Source organism: Pseudomonas sp. LBUM1669 (genome assembly GCF_059695705.1).
This window is the reverse complement of the sequence record NZ_CP166784.1, coordinates 134373-156995: the sequence shown is the minus strand read 5'-3', so window position 1 is coordinate 156995 and position 22623 is coordinate 134373. Positions and strand designations below refer to the sequence as shown.

The following is a 22623-nucleotide window of genomic DNA, read 5'->3' as shown; positions in this document are numbered from 1 at the left end:
CCCTGTAGGAGCGAGGCTTGCCCGCGAAGAGGCCATCAGCCCCAACCGAGAACTACCGCTCGTGCAACGCCTCGGCCCGAGCCCGGATAATCGGCTTGAGCAAATAGCTGAGCACGGTCTTCTTGCCGGTAATGATATCCACCGAAGCCACCATCCCCGGGATGATCAACAAGGGCTTTTCATCCGTCCCCAAGTGACTGCGATCCGTGCGCAGTTTGATGATGTAGTACGTGGTTTTCTTGTCTTCATCGGTGATGGTGTCGGCACCGATCTGCTCAAGCCTGGCCTTCAGCCCACCGTAAATGGTGTAGTCATACGCCGTGAACTTCACCGTCGCTTCCTGGCCCGGGTGCAGGAACGCGATGTCCTGCGGGCGGATCTTCGCTTCCACCAGCAAGGTGTCGTCCAGCGGTACGATTTCCACCAGGTCGCTGCCCGGCTGGATCACGCCGCCAATGGTGTTCACCAGCAACTTGTTGACGATGCCGCGCACCGGCGAGGTGACCAGCGTCCGGCTGACCCGATCTTCCAGCGCCTTGCCGGTGGCCTGGGCCTTGTTCAGATCGGTGCGCGCCTCGTTGAGTTGGGTCAGGGCTTCGCTGCGGAACTTGCCGCGCGTCTCGTCGATCTTGCGCTGCACTTCCTTGATTGCCGATTCGGCGCGCGGGATTGCCAGCGTCGTGGCGTCCAGTTGCCCACGGGTTTCGACCTCGGCACGCTTGAGCCGCAACACCTCGACCGGCGATACCGCGCCCTGAGCCACCAACGGCTCGGACATGTTGATTTCCTGACGCTGCAGCGACAACGCGTTGCGATACTGAGACTGTTTGGAGGTGAACTCGCGCAGTTCTTGTTGACGCTGGATGAACTGCTCCTGCAAACCACCGATTTCATCGTGCAGTTGCTGACGACGACTGATGTACAGCGACTCTTCGCTGGCTGCCTGGCCAGGAACAGCCTTCAGCACATCAGCGGGGAAGTTCAACGGACGGTCATCAACCTCGGCGCTCAAGCGCTCCACGCGCAGCAGCATCGACAGTCGATCGGCTTCGGTCTCGCCCACATTGGAGGCAAACCGCGTGTCGTCCAGGCGAATCAGCGGTGCGCCGGCATCGACAATCTGCCCTTCGGTGACGAACAGCTCGGAGACGATACCGCCCTCAAGGTTCTGGATTTTCTGGATCTTCGATGACGGAATCGCTTTACCGTCGCCCTTGGTGACTTCGTCGATCACCGCGTAATTGGCCCAGAGCATCAGGAACACGAAGAAACCGATAATCGCCCAGATCGTCAGCCGCACCACGCGCGGGGCGTCTTCGATAAGGGCTTTATTGACCTCGGGAAGTGGCTGGCCATGGAGCGACTCGGAGCCTTTGAAGTAACGGCTGATCGAATCCTTGAAACCCGACTTAAGCAACACTGATCTGCCCCTTCTTCAACGCTTCCATCACGGCGGCTTTCGGGCCATCGGCGAGTATTTGTCCACGGTCGATGACGATCAGGCGATCCACCAGCGACAACAGCGATGCCCGGTGCGTCACCAGCACCACGGTCTTGTTTTCAATCACCGCCGCGAGGCGTTGCTTGAGGCGTTCTTCGCCGGTGTTGTCCATGGCGCTGGTCGGTTCGTCGAGCAGCAGGATCGGCGGGTTGAGCAGCAACGCACGGGCCAGGGCCACGTTCTGGCGCTGACCGCCGGACAGGTTCTGCCCGCGTTCGCCGACTTGCAGCTCATAGCCTTGCGGATGCAGGCGGGCGAACTCATGCACGCCGGCCAGTTCGGCGGCTTGCAGCACCACTTCGTCTTCTACATAGCGCGCACCCGAGACCAGGTTGTCGCGCAGGGTGCCGGCCAGCAGCTGGATGTCCTGCGCCACGTAGCCAATGTTGTGGCGCAATTCGCTGACGTCGATCTGACGGATGTCGACGCCGTCCACCAACAAGGCGCCGTCGTCCGGTTGATAGAGCCCCACCAGCAGTTTGGCCAGGGAGCTTTTGCCCGAGCCGCTGCGACCGATGATGCCGATCTTCTCGCCCGGCTTGATGACCAGGTTGATGTTGTTCAGCGCCGCGTTCTGTTGATTCGGGTAGGTGAAATTCATCTGCCGGCATTCGATGGCGCCTTGCAGCACCTTGCGGCTCAGCGGACGTTCTTCGAAGTTGCGTTCTTGCGGCAGCTCCATCATCTGGTCCACCGATACCATGGTCACCCGCGCTTGCTGGTAGCGGGTCAGCAGGCCGGACAACGAAGCCAGCGGGCTGAGCGCGCGGCCACTGAGCATGTAGCAGGCGATCAGACCGCCCATGCTCAGATGACCGTCGATGATCTGGTACACGCCGAAGACGATCATGATCACCCCGGCCAATTGCTGGATCAGCAAGGTGATGTTCATCGCCAGACCGGAGAGCATTTTCACCCGCAGCTCGAGGCGGCTGAGGGTGCCGATGGTCTGTTCCCACTGATACTGGCGTTCGCTTTCGGCGTTGTTGACCTTCACCGCATCGAGGCCGGCGAGGGTTTCGATCAGGCTCGACTGACGCTCGGCGCCCAAGGCCATGGTTCGTTCCATGGTCGCCACCAGCGGCTTCTGCAAGGCATAGCCGATCAGCAAGGCAATGGGGAACGCCAGCACCGGAATCCACACCAGGTGCCCGCCGAGAATGGCGATGACCATGAAGATCAGCAGTGTAAACGGCAGGTCGATCAGGCTGGTCAGGGTCAGCGAGGCGAGGAAGTCGCGCAGGCTCTGAAACTCATGGATGTTCTGGGCGAAGCTGCCGACCCGGGCCGGGCGGTACTTCATGGCCATGCCGACGATGCGCTCGAACAACGTGGCCGAGATGATCAGGTCGGTTTTCTTCCCGGCCAGGTCCAGGCACAAGCTGCGCAGGCTCTTGAGGATCAGGTCGAACAGATACGCGCCGGTGATGCCGATGGCCAGCACCCACAGGGTCGATTCAGCCTGGTTCGGCACGACGCGATCGTAGACGTTCATCACGAACAGCGGCGCGGCCATGGCGATGATGTTGATCAGGAAACTGGCGGCGATGGCATCGGCATACAGCCAGCGCGAACGCTTGAGGGTGTCACGGAACCACGAGCGCGCGCGCGGGATCAGCGTGCCGTGATTGACGTCGAATTTGTGCTGGGGTTGAGCGAAGAACACTTTGCCGATGTAGTCATCGGCCAGCAGTTCGCGACTGACAACACTTTCGCCGCCATCACTTTCGCTGAGCAGCAGGCGCGCCTGGTCGTCACCTTGCCAGCCGAGCAGGACGGCACTTCGGCCATCCTTGAGCAGCAACAGCGCCGGCATCGCAATCGCCGGGATTTGCTCCAGTTTGCGCACCAGCACCCGCCCTTGCAGGCCGGCGCGTGCGGCGGCACGGGGCAGCAGTTCCACGCTCAGGCGCTGCTTGGGCAACGGCAGGCCGGTGGTCAGCATCGCGGCGCTGGCCGGCTTCTGATGCAGGGTGCAAAGGGCTAGCAGACCATCCAGTAGCGGATCGTCGTGCAGCGCGCGTGGATCATGAATGAGTTGAACTCGACTGACTTCTGATTCCACGCTCGGCACTCTTGGCTAACAGTAAAAAGGGAAGACTCAATTCATCCCGGGTAGCTGGACCTTGGGCTTCACGTCGTTCTGCACAACGGATGCCAACGGTGCGACCACTCCCTGGCTCTTGAGCAACTCGCCCATGGTCGCCTTGATTCGGTACTGAGTAAATAACTGAATGTTTTTGATCTCCGCCAGGCGACGTGAAGCGGTGAACAGTTCGTTTTCACTGTCGAGCAAGTCGAGCAAGGTACGCTCACCAAGGCTGAACTGCTTCTGGTACGCGGTGCGCACGCTGGTGCTGTGATCGACATATTGCTGGGCGATCGGCACTTGGGCATTGGCGTTGTTCAACGCATTCCAGGCCAGGCCCAGTTCTTCATTCAATACGCGCAGGGCGTTATTGCGGATATCCAGGGCCTGGTTAGACAGGTAGGACTTGGATTCCAGATCCGCCTTGTTGCTGCCGCCGGCATACAGATTGAAGCGCATGCGCAACATGGCCTGCCATTCATTGCTGTGACCGTTCTGACCGTCGAGATCGTTGTCGGCGGAGCGACCCAGCTCGGCATCGAAGCGCGGATAGAAGGACGATTTTGCGGCGTCGTACTGTTTCTCGGCGGCGGCGATATCGGACTCGGCCGAACGCAGGATCGGGCTGTTTTCCAGCATCTGCGCCCGGGCTTCATTCAAGTTGGCCGGCAATAGCGCGAGGAAATCGGCCGGGCGCTCCAGTTGATCGGGCATCTGGCCCACGGCACTGAGGAAGTTGGTCTCGGCGTCCGCCAGGTTGGTTTGTTCGGTGATCAGGTTGTTGCGGGCCTGGGCCATACGCGCTTCGGCCTGATCGAGATCGGCACCGCTGCCGACGCCGCGCTGGGTGCGCAACTTGATCTGGTCAAAAATGCGCTCGTGGCTTTTCAGGTTATCTGTGGCCAGGCGCACGAACTCGCGGCGGGTCAGTACATCCAGATAAACCTGGGCCACGGTCAGAGCGGTACGTTCGGACGTGCCCAACAAGGAATAAGCGCGGGAATTAACGGTGGCTTGTTGACGGCCCACTTCACTGGACGTCGCAAAACCGTCAAAAACCATTTGCGACAGGCGCAAACTCGACTCGCTACGGTTGAGCGTTTCCCAATGATTGTTGTTGCCGGCAGCGCGAGTGGTGACGCTGTCAGTGCCTTCTCGACCATAACCGCCCAGCAGATCGACCCTTGGAAGGTATCCACCTTTTGCTGCTTTTAACTGATAATCCGCGGCCAATCGACTATTAACACCTGCCTGGATTTCCGGATGGACATCCAACGCTTGTTGCATGGCCTCCGGAAGTGACTGCGCCTGAACAAAACTGGCGGCAAGGGCGAAGGGTAAAGCCTTGAACAGGTGCAAACGCATGGTTGGAATTTCCCGGAATTACTTGTCTTGGATCACTGCAGAACGTGCCGCTGCATCGGATGATGACCATCGGAATGACCGTGTGTCGGAAAGGTTGAATTTGGAACTGAGTCACACTCTGTGGGGCAGGTAGTTACCTAAATATCAATGTGACATTACGGGGGCGAGTGTTTAGGATGACAACTGCAAGGTCAATAGTTTGGCATATAGTTTATAGCGAAAAAATATAGACAATTTGTTGACGATTACCCGCGTCAAAGTTGTGCCTCGAATATCTTGAAAAGTACGTCCAGACTGATTTTGGCGAACACGCCATCAGGTCCATGGAAGTCAACTGAACGTGACACCCGGAGAGTCTTCAATGAGCAGTGTTGTGGCCATCGTCAAAAGCATTGTCGGTCAGGTTTTCGCGGTGTCCCCAGAGGGCATTCGCCGCGTACTCGTTGAAGGCGACCGGTTGTTTGTCGGCGATCAGGTAGACACTGGCGCGGCGGGCGCCGTTACGCTTGAACTGGCTGACGGCCGGACTCTGGACCTGGGCCGCGACACTCAATGGAGCGCCAGCGATCCGGATTCCAGCACGGACCTGTCAGAAGCCACTGCACAAGCCGCGCCATCGGTTGAAGAACTGCAACAAGCCATCGTTGCCGGCGCCGACCCGACCACTGAACTCGAAGCCACCGCAGCTGGCCCGACGGCTGCGGGCACGGGCGGTGCGGCAGGTGGCGGTCACAGCTTCGTGATGCTGGATGCCACCGCTGGCCGGGTCGACCCGACCATTGGTTTCCCGACGGCGGGCCTCAGCTCTGCGGCACAGGCTGCACAACTCACCACCGGTGGCCAGACGGCTGACACCAGCGCCAATGTGCAGCGCGAATCGACCCTGAGCCTGAGCGCCACGCCGACCATCACCGAAGCGGGTGGCGTACTGGTTTACACCGCGACCCTGACCCAAGCACCGCTGACCGACCTGACCATCACCCTGTCCAACGGCTCGGTGATCGTGATCCCGGCCGGCCAGCTGACCGGCACCGTCAACGTCCCGCTCGCGCCGAACGACACTGTTTATAACGACTCGACCCAGATCAACGTGACCGTCACCGGCACCACGGGTGGCAATGGCATCACCGTCACCCCGCCGACGACTCCGGCCGTGACACAGGTCACCGACACCGTCGACACCACCACGGTCACCTTGACCGCTGGCGCCAGCGTCACCGAAGGCGGCCAGATTACTTACACCGCGACATTGACCAACCCGGCGCAGACACCGGTCACCATCACCCTGTCCAACGGTTCGACCATCACCATCGAGGCTGGCAAAACCACTGGTACTGTTGACGTGTCGACACCGGCCAACGACGTCTATAACAACGGCAGCACGGTCACCACCACCATTACCGGTGCCACCGGCGGCAATTTCGAGAACCTGGTGCCAAACCCGGCCCCGGCCGTGACCACCATTACCGACTCGCCTGACACCACCACCCTCACACTGACGGCGGGTTCGACGGTCACCGAAGGCGGCCAGATCACCTACACCGCCACGCTGAACAACCCGGCTCAGACGCCGGTCACTGTCACCCTGTCCAACGGTTCGACCATCACCATCGAAGCCGGCAAAACCACAGGCACCGTGAACGTCGACACTGCGGCCAATGACGTTTATCAGAACGGCAGCACCGTCAGCACCACGATCACTGGCGCCACCGGCGGCAACTTCGAGAACCTGGTGCCGAGCACCACGCCAGCGGTTACCACCATTACCGACTCGGTCGACAACACCGGCCTGAGCCTCAGTGCCACCGGCACCGTGGTCGAAGGCGGCCAGATCATTTACACCGCCACCCTGACCAACCCGGCCGGCACGCCGATGACCGTGACTTTGAGCAATGGCTCGGTCATTACCATCGAAGCGGGCAAGACCACCGGCAGCGTGACGGTCGATACGGCGGCGAATGACGTCTACAACAACGGCAGCACCGTCAGCACCACCATCACCGGGACCACCGGCGGCAATTTCGAACAGCTGACCCCAAGCACCACGCCAGCGGTCACCACCGTTACCGACTCGGTCGACAACACCGGCCTGAGCCTCACCGCCACCGGCACCGTGGTCGAAGGCGGCCAGATCATTTACACCGCCACCCTGACCAACCCGGCCGGCACGCCGATGACCGTGACCTTGAGCAATGGCTCGGTCATCACCATCGAAGCGGGCAAGACCACCGGCAGCGTGACCGTCGATACGGCGGACAATGACGTCTACAACAACGGCAGCACCGTCAGCACCACCATCACCGGGACCACCGGCGGCAATTTCGAGCAGCTGACCCCGAACACCGAGCCGGCACTGACCACTATTACCGACTCGAAGGACGACACCGGCCTGAGCCTGTCGGCGTCCACCGAAGTGGCCGAGGGCGGTCAGATTCTGTACACCGCAACCCTGACCAATCCGGCTGGCACGCCAGTCACCGTCACCCTTTCGAACGGCGCGGTGATCACCATCGCGGCCGGCGCCACCAGCGGTTCCGTCTCCGTTGCGGCGCCTGCCGATGACGTCTACAAAGACGCCGGCAAAGTTGAAGCGACCATCAAGGACGCCACTGGCGGCAACTTCGAGAACCTGGTGCCGAGCACTGTTGCGGCAGTGACTGACGTGACCGACACCCTCGATACCTCGACCGTCAGTCTGACCGCCAACGGCACCGTGGCCGAAGGCGGCACCGTGGTGTACACCGCGTCTGTGACCGCTCCGGTGACCGGCTCACCAGTTGTCGTGACCCTTTCGAATGGCCAGACCATCACAATTCCGGTCGGCGCCAGTTCGGGTAGCGTGAATTTTGTTGCACCGAACGATGCCCTCGCGGGCGGTGGTTCCTTGAGCGTCAAGATTGATGATGCCAAGGGCGGCAATTACGAGAAACTGGACGTCGACGGCAAGTCGGCGGACACCTCGGTGACTGACTCGGCCGACACCACCACCCTGAGCCTGACAGCAACCGATTCTGTCGCTGAAGGCGGCTCGATCGTTTACACCGCGAACCTGACCAATGCGGCCGGCACTCCAGTCACCGTCACCCTGAGCAACGGCGCCGTAATCACCATCGCCGCCGGCGCCACCAGCGGTTCCGTGACCGTCAAGGCACCAACCGATGACGTCTACAAAGACGCCGGCAAAGTCGAAGCGACCATCAAGGACGCCACTGGCGGCAACTTTGAGAACCTGGTGAAAGATCCGGCTGCGGCTGTGACTGACGTGACCGACACCCTCGACACGTCGACCGTCAGCCTGACCGCGACTTCGTCCGTGGTTGAAGGCGGCACCGTGGTTTACACAGCGTCCGTGACCGCGCCAGTGACCGGTTCGCCGGTTGTCGTGACTCTGTCCAACGGCCAGACCATCACCATTGCGGTCGGTGCGAGCAGCGCCAGCGTCAACTTCGTCGCGCCGAATGATGCCCAGGCCGGTGGCAGTTCGCTGAGCGTGAAAATCGACGACGCCAAGGGCGGCAACTACGAGAAACTCGACGTCGATGGCAAGTCGGCGGACACCTCGGTGACTGACTCGGCCGACACCACCACCCTGAGCCTGACAGCAACCGATTCTGTCGCTGAAGGCGGTTCGATCGTTTACACCGCGAACCTGACCAATGCGGCCGGCACTCCAGTCACCGTCACCCTGAGCAACGGCGCCGTAATCACGATCGCCGCCGGTGCCACCAGCGGTTCCGTGACCATCAAGGCACCGACCGATGACGTCTACAAAGACGCCGGCAAAGTCGAAGCGACCATCAAGGACGCCACTGGCGGCAACTTTGAGAACCTGGTGAAAGATCCGGCTGCGGCTGTGACTGACGTGACCGACACCCTCGACACGTCGACCGTCAGCCTGACCGCCACAAGCACCGTGGCTGAAGGCGGCACCGTGGTTTACACCGCCTCGGTCGGCGCACCTGTCACCGGCTCGCCTGTGGTCGTAACGCTGGCCAACGGTCAGACCATCACCATTGCGGTCGGCGCCAGCAGCGGCACCGTCAACGCCGTGGTCTCGAACGATGTGCTGAGCGGCCACGCGCCGGTGAGTAATTCGATCACCAACGTCAGCGGTGGCAACTTCGAAAACCTGGTCGCCGATAAAACCCCGGTCAGCACCAGCGTGACCGACACCGTCGACACCACCACCCTGTTGCTGACTGCCACTGGCAACGTCAACGAGGGCGGCTCGATCGTTTACACCGCGACCCTGACCAACCCGGCCGGCACTCCGGTCACCGTGACCCTGAGCAACGGTGCCGTGATCACCATTGCGGCCGGTAAAACCACCGGCACCGTGACCGTCGACGCACCGAAAGACGACGTTTACAAAGACGCCGGCAAACTGGAAGTCACCATCAAGGACGCCGCTGGCGGCAACTTTGAGAACCTGGTCACCAGCCCGAATCCGGCCGTGACCAACGTCGCCGACACCACTAACACCACACAACTGACCCTCAGCGCTGACAAGTCTGTGCTCGAAGGTTCGCACATCACTTACACCGCGACCCTGACCAACGCCGCGCAAACCCCGGTGACCGTCAAGCTGAGCAACGGCGAGACCATCACCATCGCAGCCGGCAAGACCAGCGGTTCGGTCACCATCGCGGCGCCAAGCGACGACGTCTACAAGGATGCCGGCAAGCTCACCGTCAAGATGACGGACGCCAGCGGTGGCAACTTCGAAAAACTCGACGTCAGCAAGACGTCAGTGAGCACCACCGTCAAAGACACGGTGGACTCAACGTCCCTGTCCCTGTCGGCCAGCCACACCGTGAGCGAAGGTGGCCAGATCACCTACACCGCCACCCTGAGCAACCCGACGGACACGGCGATGACCGTGAAGTTGAGCAACGGCGCAGTGATCAACATCGCCGCCGGCGCCAGCAGCGGTTCGGTCAACTTTGCTGCACCGGCCAACACGCCGTACATCGACGGTGGCAAAGTCCAGGCGACGATCGCCAGCCAGAGCGGCGGCAACTTCGAAAAAGTCGTCACCAACTCTTCGCCGGCGGTCACCACCGTCACCGATTCGACCGACACCACGGGCCTGAGCCTGAGCGCCACCGATTCGGTCGCCGAGGGCGGTTCGATCGTCTATACCGCGACCCTGACCAATGCCGCTGGCACCGCCATGACCGTGACGTTGAGCAACGGCGCGGTCATCAACATCGCCAAGGGCGCCACCACCGGTTCGGTGAACTTCGCCGCTCCCAAGGATGACGTCTACAAAGACGCGGGCAAAGTTGACGCCAGCATCACCAAGACAACCGGCGGCAACTTCGAAAACCTGGTAGCCGACAAGACGCCAGCGGTCACCGACGTGACCGACACCATCAACAACAGCACCGTCTCCCTGACCGCCACGGCCAGTACGGTCGAAGGCGGCACCGTGGTTTACACCGCGTCGGTCAATGCGCCAGTGACTGGCTCGCCGGTGGTGGTGGCGTTGTCCAACGGCCAGTTCATCACCATCCCGGTCGGCGCGAGCTCGGGTAGCGTGAATTTTGTTGCACCGAACGACGCCTTGGCTGGCAACGGTTCGCTGAGCGTGAAAATCGATGGCACCACCGGCGGCAACTACGAAAACCTGGTGGCGAATCAAACCCCGGCGGTTACTTCGGTAACCGATGTGAAGGACACCACCACCCTGAGCCTGAGCGCTTCGGATTCGGTGGCTGAAGGCGGTTCGATTGTCTACACCGCAACCCTGACCAACGCCGCCGGCACGCCGGTCACCGTGAACCTGAGCAACGGTGCCGTGATCACCATCGCGGCCGGCGCGACGGTTGGCTCCGTGACCGTCAAGGCTCCGGCCGATGACGTCTACAAGGACGCCGGCAAGGTCGAAGCAACCATCAAGGACGCCACTGGCGGCAACTTCGAAAACCTGGTCACCAGCCCGGCGGCTGCGATCACCGATGTGACTGACACCGTCGATACGTCGACCGTCAGCTTGACGGCCAACAGCAGCGTGGCGGAAGGCGGCACCGTGGTTTACACCGCGTCCGTTACCGCTCCGGTGACCGGCTCGCCGGTTGTCGTGACCTTGTCCAACGGCCAAGTCATTACCATTCCAGTGGGCGCCAGCAGCGCCAGCGTGAACTTCACCGCGCCGAACGATGCACTGGCCGGTGGCGGATCGTTGAGCGTGAAAATCGACGACGCCAAGGGCGGCAATTACGAGAAGCTGGACGTCGATGGCAAGTCGGCGGACACCTTGATTACTGATACCGCAGACACCACCACCGTCAGCCTCAGCGCTACCGACTCGGTCGCGGAAGGTGGCTCCATTGTCTACACCGCAAATCTGACCAACGCCGCCGGCACGCCGGTCACCGTGAACCTGAGCAACGGTGCCGTGATCACCATCGCAGCCGGCGCGACGGCTGGCTCCGTGACCGTCAAGGCACCGGCCGATGACGTCTACAAGGACGCCGGTAAAGTCGAAGCGACCATCAAGGACGCCAGCGGCGGCAACTTTGAAAACCTGGTCACCAGCCCGGCAGCGGCGGTTACCGAGGTCACTGACACGCTCAATACGTCGACAGTCAGTCTGACGGCAACTGCCTCTGTCGCCGAAGGCGGCAACGTGGTCTACACCGCTTCCGTCACCGCGCCGGTCACCGGTTCGCCCGTCGTCGTGACCTTGTCCAATGGCGAAAAAATCACTATTGCGGTCGGCGAAAGCAACGCCTCGATCACCGTCAAAGCGCCGAACGATGCCTTGGTCGGCCACGAGCCGCTGACCAACGCCATCAAGGATGTGTCGGGTGGCAATTACGAGAACCTGGTCGCCGACAAGACCCCGGCCTCGACCGCCATCAGTGACACCCTGGACACCACCAAAGTGACCATGACTGCCAGCGCCTATGTGGTCGAGGGCGGCACCATCACTTACACCGTCAACCTCAGCAATGCCGCCGGCACTGACATGACGGTCAAACTGAGCAACGGAGAGAGCGTGGTGATCAAGGCCGGCGACAAGTCGGGCTTCATCACCGTTCCGGCGCCGAGCGATGACGTCTACAAGGACGGCAGCAAAATCACCGTTGGCATCGCCAGCACCGACGGCGGCAACTTCGAAAAACTCGACGTCAGCAAAACCACGCACACCACCACCGTCAACGACACCATCGACACCACCACGCTTAAACTCAGTGCCGATGTGAGCACGGTCGGCGAAGGTGGTCAGATCACCTATACCGCCACACTGAGCCACCCGGCCGACACGGCGATGACCGTGACCCTGAACAACGGCCTGGTGATCAACATCAAGGCCGGCGAGTCCAGCGGCTCGGCGCCGTACACCGTGCCGAATGACGTCTACACCGGCGCCTCGCCCGTCAGGGCAGCGATCGCGGACAGCACGGGCGGCAACTTCGAAAAACTCGACACCGACCGCTCGGCCGTCGTCACCAACGTGACCGATAGCGCTGACACCACCACCCTGAGCCTCAGTGCGACTGATTCCGTGGCTGAAGGCGGCTCGATTGTCTACACCGCGAACCTGACCCACGCGGCCGGTACGCCGGTCACCGTGAACCTGTCGAACGGCGCGGTGATCACCATCGCGGCCGGCGCCACCAGCGGCTCCGTGACCGTCAAGGCACCGGCCGATGACGTTTACAAAGACGCCGGCAAAGTTGAAGCAACCATCAAGGACGTCACTGGCGGTAACTTCGAAAACCTGGTCAAGGACCCGGCGGCTGCGGTTACCGATGTGACCGACACCATAAACACCTCGACCGTCAGCCTGACGGCCAACGGTACCGTGGCTGAAGGCGGCACTGTGGTTTACACGGCGTCCGTCACTGCGCCAGTGACCGGCTCGCCAGTCGTTGTAAACCTTTCAAATGGCCAGACCATCACCATCCCGGTCGGCTCGAGCAGCGCCAGCGTGAATTTCACCGCGCCGAACGATGCCTTGGCGGGCGGCGGATCGTTGAGCGTCAAAATCGACGACGCCAAGGGCGGCAACTACGAGAAGCTGGACGTCGACGGCAAGTCGGCTGACACCTCGGTCACCGACTCGGCGGACACCACCACGCTTAGCCTCAGTGCGACTGATTCCGTGGCTGAGGGCGGTTCGATTGTCTACACCGCCAACCTGACCCACGCGGCCGGCACGCCGGTCACCGTGAACTTGTCGAATGGCGCGGTGATCACCATCGCCGCCGGCGCCACCAGCGGCTCCGTGACCGTCAAAGCACCTACCGATGACGTCTACAAAGACGCCGGCAAAGTTGAAGCGACCATCAAGGACGCGACTGGCGGTAACTTCGAAAACCTGGTCAAGGACCCGGCTGCGGCCGTCACTGATGTGACCGACACCGTCGACACCTCGACGGTCAGCCTGACCGCCACTCCTTCCGTGGCCGAAGGCGGCACCGTGGTGTACACCGCGTCCGTCTCCGCGCCAGTGACCGGTTCGCCAGTCGTCGTGACCCTCTCCAACAATCAGACGATCACCATCCCGGTCGGCTCGAGCAGCGCCAGCGTGAACTTCGTTGCACCGAACGATGCCTTGGCGGGCGGCGGATCGTTGAGCGTCAAAATCGACGACGCCAAGGGCGGTAATTACGAGAAGCTGGACGTCGATGGCAAGTCGGCTGACACCTCGGTCACCGACTCGGCCGACACCACCACGCTTAGCCTGACAGCAACCGATTCGGTCGCTGAAGGTGGTTCCATTGTCTACACCGCCAACCTGACCCATGCGGCCGGCACGCCAGTCACCGTGACCCTGAGCAACGGCGCAGTGATCACCATCGCCGCCAACGCCACCAGCGGCTCCGTGACCGTCAAGGCACCGGCCGATGACGTTTACAAAGACGCAGGCAAAGTTGAAGCGACCATCAAGGACGCGACTGGCGGCAACTTTGAGAACCTGGTCAAAGATCCGGCTGCAGCCGTGACTGATGTGACCGACACCGTCGACACCTCGACGGTCAGCCTGACCGCCACTCCTTCCGTGGCCGAAGGCGGCACCGTGGTGTACACCGCGTCCGTCACTGCGCCAGTGACCGGCTCGCCAGTCGTTGTAAACCTTTCGAATGGCCAGACCATCACCATCCCGGTCGGCTCGAGCAGCGCCAGCGTGAATTTCACCGCGCCGAACGATGCCTTGGCGGGTGGCGGATCGTTGAGCGTGAAAATCGACGACGCCAAGGGCGGCAATTACGAGAAGCTGGACGTCGACGGCAAGTCGGCTGACACCTCGGTCACCGACTCGGCCGACACCACCACCCTCAGCCTCAGCGCAACTGATTCCGTGGCTGAGGGCGGTTCGATTGTCTACACCGCCAACCTGACCCACGCGGCCGGCACGCCAGTCACCGTGACCCTGAGCAACGGCGCAGTGATCACCATCGCCGCCAACGCCACCAGTGGCTCTGTGACCGTCAAGGCACCGGCCGATGACGTTTACAAAGACGCCGGCAAAGTTGAAGCGACCATCAAGGACGCGACTGGCGGCAACTTTGAGAACCTGGTCAAAGATCCGGCTGCAGCCGTGACTGATGTGACCGACACCGTCGACACCTCGACGGTCAGCCTGACCGCCACTCCTTCCGTGGCCGAAGGCGGCACCGTGGTGTACACCGCGTCCGTCACTGCGCCAGTGACCGGCTCGCCAGTCGTTGTAAACCTTTCGAATGGCCAGACCATCACCATCCCGGTCGGCTCGAGCAGCGCCAGCGTGAATTTCACCGCGCCGAACGATGCCTTGGCGGGTGGCGGATCGTTGAGCGTGAAAATCGACGACGCCAAGGGCGGCAATTACGAGAAGCTGGACGTCGACGGCAAGTCGGCTGACACCTCGGTCACCGACTCGGCCGACACCACCACGCTTAGCCTGACAGCAACCGATTCGGTCGCTGAAGGTGGTTCCATTGTCTACACCGCCAACCTGACCCATGCGGCCGGCACGCCAGTCACCGTGACCCTGAGCAACGGCGCAGTGATCACCATCGCGGCCGGCGCCACCAGCGGCTCCGTGACCGTCAAGGCACCGGCCGATGACGTTTACAAAGACGCAGGCAAAGTTGAAGCAACCATCAAGGACGCCACTGGCGGTAACTTTGAGAACCTGGTCAAAGACCCGGCTGCGGCCGTCACTGACGTGACCGACACCGTCGACACCTCGACGGTCAGCCTGACCGCGACTCCTTCCGTGGCCGAAGGCGGCACCGTGGTGTACACCGCGTCCGTCTCCGCGCCAGTGACCGGTTCGCCAGTCGTCGTGACCCTCTCCAACAATCAGACGATCACCATCCCGGTCGGCTCGAGCAGCGCCAGCGTGAACTTCGTTGCACCGAACGATGCCTTGGCGGGCGGCGGATCGTTGAGCGTAAAAATCGACGACGCCAAGGGCGGCAACTACGAGAAGCTGGACGTCGACGGCAAGTCGGCTGACACCTCGGTCACCGACTCGGCCGACACCACCGCGCTTAGCCTGACAGCAACCGATTCGGTCGCTGAGGGCGGTTCGATTGTCTACACCGCCAACCTGACCCATGCGGCCGGCACGCCAGTCACCGTGACCCTGAGCAACGGCGCAGTGATCACCATCGCCGCCAACGCCACCAGTGGCTCTGTGACCGTCAAGGCACCGGCCGATGACGTTTACAAAGATGCAGGCAAAGTTGAAGCAACCATCAAGGACGCCACTGGCGGTAACTTCGAAAACCTGGTCAAGGACCCGGCGGCTGCGGTTACCGATGTGACCGACACCATAAACACCTCGACCGTCAGCCTGACGGCCAACGGTACCGTGGCCGAAGGCGGCACCGTGGTGTACACCGCGTCCGTCACTGCGCCAGTGACCGGTTCTCCGGTAGTTGTGACCCTGTCCAACAACCAGACGATCACCATCCCGGTCGGATCGAGCAGCGCCAGCGTGAACTTCACCGCGCCGAACGATGCCTTGGCCGGTGGCGGCTCCCTGAGCGTCAAAATCGACGACGCCAAGGGCGGCAATTACGAGAAGCTGGACGTCGATGGCAAGTCGGCAAACACCTCGGTCACCGATACCGCTGATACCACCACTGTCAGCCTGAACGCGACCAACTCGGTCGCTGAAGGCGGTTCGATCGTTTACACCGCAAACCTGACCAATGCCGCAGGCACTCCGGTGACTGTGACCCTGAGCAACGGCGCGGTGATCACCATCGCTGCTGGTGCGACTGCCGGTTCCGTCACCGTCAAGGCTCCCGCCGACGACGTCTACAAGGACGCAGGCACGGTCCAGGCGACCATCAGCAACGCCACCGGTGGCAATTTCGAAAACCTGGTCAAAGACCCGGCCGCCGCCGTCACCAATGTCACCGACACCCTCGACCGGACCGAAGTCAGCATCACCGGCAGCACCTCGGTGACCGAAGGCCAGACCGCCAGTTACACCCTCAGCCTGACGAGCCCGGCGCAGACCGAAGTCACCCTGAAGATCACCTACAGCGGCACCGCTGCCGACGGTTCGGACTTCACCGGTGTGTACACCGTGAAGATTCCGGCGGGTAGCAGCACGGCGAATTTCAACGTCGCGACCCTGGAAAACAGGATCACCGAAGGCACTGAAAACTTCGTGGTCAAGATCGACTCGGCCACCGGCGGCAACTTCGAGAACCTGGCGATCAGCGCATCCAACGGCAGCATCAGCACCGCGATCGTCGACAACGACGCGCCGCCCGTGCTCGACCTGGACGCCAACAACTCCAGCGGCGCCACCGGTGCCAACTACAACGTGACCTTCACCGAAGGCACTACCGGACAAGGCGTATCAATCGGCGACACCGACCTGAAAATCACCGACCCGGACAGCACGATGCTGACCGGCGCGACCATTGTGCTGACCAACCGTCAGCCGGGCGACGCGCTGAACCTGGGCAACAGCGTCAACGGCATCACCATCAATGCCAACAGCAAAGAGGGCACGGTCACGCTGACGTTGTCCGGCAATGCGACGCTGGCCGACTACATGCAACAGATCAAAAACATCAGTTTCACCAACAACAGTGAAGACCCGAGCACCGTGCCGCGGATCATCACCGTGACGGTGACCGATGGCAGCAACTACTCCAACACCGCGACCACCACCGTCAACGTCGTGGCGGTGAACGATGCGCCGACGGCCGCGCCGGTCAATGTCACCGGCACCGAGGACACCCCGCTGATCCTCGGCTGGTCGACCTTCGGCGTCAGCGATGTCGACAGTCCGGCCGCCAGCCTCGGCGTGAAAATCACCGGCCTGCCGGGCGAAGGCAAATTGCAGTACCTGAACGGTTCGAGCTGGACCGACGTGACGACCAACCAGACCCTCTCCAAGGCTGACATCGACGCGGGTAAAGTGCGCTTCCTGCCGGATGCCAACGAATCCGGCGCCAATGGCTACGGCGGCATCGGCGTAGGCAACAATCTGGCGGACTACGCACAGATCAAGTTCCAGCCAACCGACGGTTCGCTGCTGGGCAATACTGGCACGATCAAAATCGACATCACGCCGGTTGCTGACGCGCCGTCCTTGAGCGTTGCGGACAACAGTGTCAAATCCACCGGGCTGATCAAGGAAGTCTGGACCGGCCTGTCGGGCCTCGGCACCGACGGCAGCGGTGCGGCGACGAACACGCTGAAGTCGGTGATCGACGCAGCCGGCAAACCGAACAGCAGCACCACCGCGACCAACGTGCAGTCCGACGGCAGCGTGACCGCCGGCACCGCGTCGAAAACGTCCGGCCTGATCTACCTCGAAGCGGGCAAGACTTACACCTTCAGCGGCACCGGCGATGACAGCCTGCTGGTGACCATCGGCGGCAAGAACGTCGCGGCCATCACCTGGGGTGCGGGCGGCAACCTGAACGGTTCGTTCATCCCGACCACCAGCGGTTACTACACGCTGGACATCTACCACCACAACCAGAGCGGCCCGGGCAGCTATGACGTCAACCTGTCGGTCAACGGCGGGGCGGCAGTCGACCTGAGCAGCGCTGGCGTGCCGTTGTACACCGGCATTGCAGACCTGGCCGCCTCCGGCGTGACAGTGTCCGATTTGCACGGTACCAACGGTGAAGGCTACTACGACGGCTACAAGCTCAACGAAGCAGCGGAAGGCACCAGCGTTCATCTGTCGGCGATCAAAACAGCCCTGACGGACACCGACGGCTCCGAAAGCCTGAGCGTGAAGATCAGCGGCATCCCGGCGGGTTCCGTACTCACCGATGGCGCCGGCCACACCTTCACCGCCAGCACCACGTCGGGTGAGGCCAACGTCACCGGCTGGAACCTCGGCTCCCTAACCGTGACCCCGCCGCCGTACTACAACGGCCAGTTCAACCTGACCGTGACCTCGACCTCCACCGAGGCCCTCGGTGGTTCGGCGCCAAGCACCGCGACGATCCCGGTCACCGTTTACCCCGCGGTCTACAACGCCATCACCGCCACGGCGGCCAATGACACCATCACCGGCACCGACGGCAACGACATCATCGTCGCCGACATCGGTGGGCTGACCGTGGTGCCGGGCACCAACTACAACATCGCCTTCATGGTCGACAGTTCGGGCAGCATGAGCGCGTCGTCGGTCAGCTCAGCCAAAGACTCGCTGACGTCGGTGTTCAACACCCTCAAGCAGAGCATGGGCGGCAACTCGGGGACGGTGAATATCTTCCTCGTGGACTTCGACACCCAGATCAACAAATCGGTGTCGGTCAACCTGAACGATCCGAACGCACTGACCTTGCTCAAATCTGTTCTGGACTCCATGTCGTCCGGCGGCGGTACGAACTATGAGGACGTGTTCAAAACCACGGCCAACTGGTTCCAGAGCGCCGACGCGGTCGCCAACAAGGGCGCGACGAACCTTACGTACTTCATCACCGACGGCAAACCGACTTACTACCAGAGTGATGAATCGAGCAACCCGAATCTGTATGGCGGCGCCAAACTCGACAGCGTCATCACCACCAGCAATTACAAGTTGGGCCAGGCGATCAGCCTGTACCCGGACAGCAACCACCAGATCGATATCACTGCTTCGGGCTACGTTACGGTCTGGAGCAAGTCCGGGAACAGCTGGTCTTATAAAGAGTTCGGCGCATTGCACGCCCAAGGCGATGGTACGTATGAGTTCTCGTCCCGCGATGGCAGCGGCGGCAGCACCAGTGGGGACGCCATCGACAACTCCACCGACAGCTTCGCGCTCCTGAGCAAAGTCTCGACAGTAGAAGCCATCGGCCTGAATAAGGACGTAACTCTTGGCGATCTGACACCTTACGATTCGGACAAGACGCCGCAAACCAACATCGACCCCAAAGACCTGGCCAACTCGATCATCGGTCACACCGAAGCGACATTGCCGGGTTCCGACACGGTCAATGGCGGCAATGGTAACGACCTCCTGTTCGGCGACCTGGTGAGCTTCAACGGCATCGCCGGCGAGGGTTACCAGGCGATGCAGGCGTTCGTTGCCAAAGAGACCGGCGTGGACGTCAGCAAAGTCACCACCAGCAACGTGCACCAGTACATCACCGAGCACTACAGCGCATTCGATGTGTCCGGCGCCCATGACGGTAACGACACGCTGTTGGGTGGCGCGGGCAATGACATTCTCTTCGGCTCGGGGGGCAATGACCTGCTCGACGGCGGCAAGGGCAATGACATCCTGCTCGGCGGCACGGGTAATGACTCGCTGATGGGCGGTCAGGGCAACGACATCCTGATTGGCGGCTCGGGTGCGGATACTTTTGTCTGGAAATCCGGCGACACCGGCAACGACGTGATCAAGGACTTCAAGGCCAGCGAAGGAGACCGCATCGACCTGCGCGATCTGCTGCAAGGCGAAACCGGCAGCACCATCGACAACTTCCTGAAGATCAGCACGGTGGATGGCGTGTCGTCGCTGCAAGTCAGCTCCGGCGGCAAGTTCAACTCAGGCGATGCGGCCGCCGCAACGCCGGATGTGACGATCAAACTGGAAGGCAACAACTGGTCCAGCGCCAACCTGAACTCGTTGATTGCCGGCAGTGACCCGACCATCAAAGTCGATCACAACAACAGCTGATCCAACGAAAAACGGCCGCCCTGATGGGGCGGCCGTCACGTTTGCGCCCATCCCCCGGTGACGATTTCGTCGCCGCACCGCATACTCGCGTCCAGTTGGCCTATGCTGCTGACAGCATGACGCTGGTTCACTTCTGAGGGATGCTCAATGTTCTACGTGCAACGCGATGCGCAAGGTCAGTTAGTGCGCGTGGAAGCCGCGGCCTACGCCGAGGCCACGGAAACGCTGCCGGCCGACAACCATGAAATCCAGGCTTGGTACGCCAACGAAGTGATGGAAACCAGCCTCAAACAGCTCAAGCAGAGCGACCTGGAAATGATCCGGGTACTCGACGACTTAATTCAGGTGCTGACCAGCAAAGGCGTGATCCGCGTCACCGACCTGCCAGCCGCCGCCCAGGCCAAGCTGATGGACCGGACCCAGGCCCGAGAGGCGTTGGGTGGGTTGAGTCAATTGATTGATGATGATGAGACGGGGTTGATCTAAGCCTCAGCCTTCGATGTTGTCTGTGCTGACGCCATCGCGGGCAAGCCTCGCTCCTACAGGTTTACGCCAACGCACGACCTTGTAGGAGCGAGGCTTGCCCGCGAAGACGGACTCCCAGACGACCAAATCCTAAAGCCTCACTGCCAAGGCTTCGGCTCACCAAACAACTGCCCCTGAACCCCATACAACCCCATCTCCCGAATCACCACCAACTCCCCTTCGGTCTCCACCCGCTCGGCAATCAACGGCAGATCAATGCTATGTGCCGCCCGCTGGATCGCCTCGATAAACAGGCGCTTGTCGCTTTCCTGGTCAATCGCCCGGATGTAACTGCCGTCGATCTTCAAATACGCCAACCCCAGATGCGCCAGGTTGCCGATCATGCTGAAGCGTCCGCCAAAACGTTGCAGGCTCAAGGAGAACCCAAGCTCACGCAGGCGCCGCGTCAGTTCTTCCAGCTTTGCTTGCTCGGGCAGTTGCTCCTCGCCGATTTCCAGGGTCAGCCGCGGTCCGAGATCGGAGTGGGCACGCAAAATCTCGAAGACTTTATTCAGCGCCTGCGGATCAGCCAACGTCGCCGAAGACAGGTTGAGCGCCAGCGATTCCTCATGCTCGGCCATCTGCTCAAGCACCAGATCCAACATCAGCCGATCCAGGCGCGCGGTCCAGCCAAAGCGCTCGAGCCACGGCAGGAAGCGTCCGGCGGGAATGGTCTGGCCGACGTCGTCGATCAACCGCGACAGCACCTTGTAATGCAGCACCAGTTGCGTGTCCTGGCTGGCCACCACCGGTTGGAAATACAACTGGAAACGCCGCTGATTCAACGCCTGATCCAGCAAGTTGTTCCAGGCATGATGGTCATCCCCGACGCTGGCCGAGGCGCTGTGATCCAGGCACGCCCAGCTCTGTTCACCCTGACCTTCAGCCTGAGCCAACGCCTGGTCGCCCAACCCGAGCACCGCTTGCGGTGAGTCTCCGTGAACAAACGGCGCGAGACCGATCGACGCGACCGAGGCCACGTCAGTGGCGCCGGTCGCATACAGGCTGGCCAAGGCACTGTCGAGGTTCTGCGCCAGTTGCAGCGCTTCTTCGCGCACCAGCCCCGGCGCCAGCACGGCGAACTCACCGCCACGGATCCGCGTGACGAGGTTCTGCGTTTCCGGGAACTTGGCGCACTCGCGGGACAGTTGCTCGCCCACTGCTTGCAACAATTGGTCGGTGCGTTGACCGCCCAGACGCTGGTTCAAACCGGCCAGGTCCTTGACCCGCAACAGCAGCAGATAACCCGAACTCGCCTGCTCCGGATTGCTCACCCGGGCGTTCAACTGCATCTCGAAATAGCGACGGTTGGCCAGCCCCGTCAGGTTGTCCTGGTAGGACTCGACCCGCAGTTTTTCACTGCGCTCGGCCTGTTCCTGAAACAGCGCCTTGAGCTTCTCGACCATCTGATTCATGGCCTGCACCACACGCCGCAATTCCGGTGTGCGCGGTAGTTCCGGCAGGCTGAGGAATTCGCGGCGAGCGATGGCGTGGGATTGCTTGACCATGTAGTCCAGCGGTTTCAGTTGTCGACGCAGCAACAGCGCGCCCAATACCGCGCTCACCGCGCCGCAGATCAGCAACCAGCCGAGGCTGCCCAGCGCGCTCTGCCACAGTTTGGCCAACGCGAACATCGGATGGCTGACCACCTCGACCCGCGCCGCCTGCTCCCAGCCACGGCTTACCAGCGCATCGCCACCGGCCGGTTCCAGGCCGATCATTTTGACGAACCAGTCCGGCACGTTGTTCACCGCTGGAATGCCGCTGCGCTCGACGATGGTCTGATCAGTCTTGAGGTCAACCACGCGGATACTCGCGTAATACCCACTGTCGAAAATCGAACTGACCAGCAACTCGACCATCGCCGGGTCGTCGATGTTCGGCGTCAGGGACAGCGCCAGTGCCGTCGCGGCATCCTGGGCATGGGAACGCAACTGATTGACGTATTGGGTCCGCGAGCTTTCCAGGCTGACCACGAAGCTACCGGTGAAGGCGACCACCAGGAACAGACAGATAGCGATCAACAGCTGTTTGAACAAAGACATCTGA

Annotated in this window: 6 protein-coding genes; 2 read left to right on the top strand and 4 right to left on the bottom strand. The window is 61.6% G+C overall.

Annotated features, from left to right (window positions below; translation table 11 throughout):
• Positions 1-52: 52 nt before the first annotated feature.
• The 3 genes from ACA051_RS00690 to ACA051_RS00680 are packed head-to-tail and all read right to left on the bottom strand — an operon-like array spanning position 53 to position 4955.
• Positions 53-1420 (bottom strand): HlyD family type I secretion periplasmic adaptor subunit, encoded by a 1368-nt coding sequence (locus ACA051_RS00690; RefSeq protein WP_497373081.1) that lies wholly within the window; start codon positions 1418-1420, stop codon positions 53-55.
• The gene (locus ACA051_RS00685; protein ID WP_497306849.1) at positions 1410-3566 is read right to left on the bottom strand and encodes a type I secretion system permease/ATPase; all 2157 of its coding nucleotides are present in this window, start codon (positions 3564-3566) and stop codon (positions 1410-1412) included. Before ACA051_RS00685 ends, ACA051_RS00690 begins: the two co-directional genes overlap by 11 nt.
• A 36-nt stretch (positions 3567-3602) precedes the next feature.
• Positions 3603-4955 (bottom strand): TolC family outer membrane protein, encoded by a 1353-nt coding sequence (locus tag ACA051_RS00680; RefSeq protein ID WP_497306848.1) that lies wholly within the window; start codon positions 4953-4955, stop codon positions 3603-3605.
• Positions 4956-5316: 361 nt separating this feature from the next.
• Here ACA051_RS00680 and ACA051_RS00675 point away from each other — a divergent pair, with 361 nt between their 5' ends.
• Positions 5317-20049: a retention module-containing protein gene (locus ACA051_RS00675; RefSeq protein WP_497373079.1), complete on the top strand. Its 14733-nt coding sequence runs from the start codon at positions 5317-5319 to the stop codon at positions 20047-20049.
• 147 nt (positions 20050-20196) lie between these two features.
• Complete coding sequence (locus tag ACA051_RS00670) at positions 20197-20535, top strand: tryptophan synthase subunit beta (RefSeq protein ID WP_497306846.1); 339 nt, start codon at positions 20197-20199, stop codon at positions 20533-20535.
• 137 nt (positions 20536-20672) lie between these two features.
• Here ACA051_RS00670 and lapD read toward each other — a convergent pair whose 3' ends face one another.
• Positions 20673-22619 (bottom strand): cyclic di-GMP receptor LapD, encoded by a 1947-nt coding sequence (lapD, locus tag ACA051_RS00665; protein ID WP_497306845.1) that lies wholly within the window; start codon positions 22617-22619, stop codon positions 20673-20675.
• Between the last annotated feature and the right edge of the window lie 4 nt (positions 22620-22623).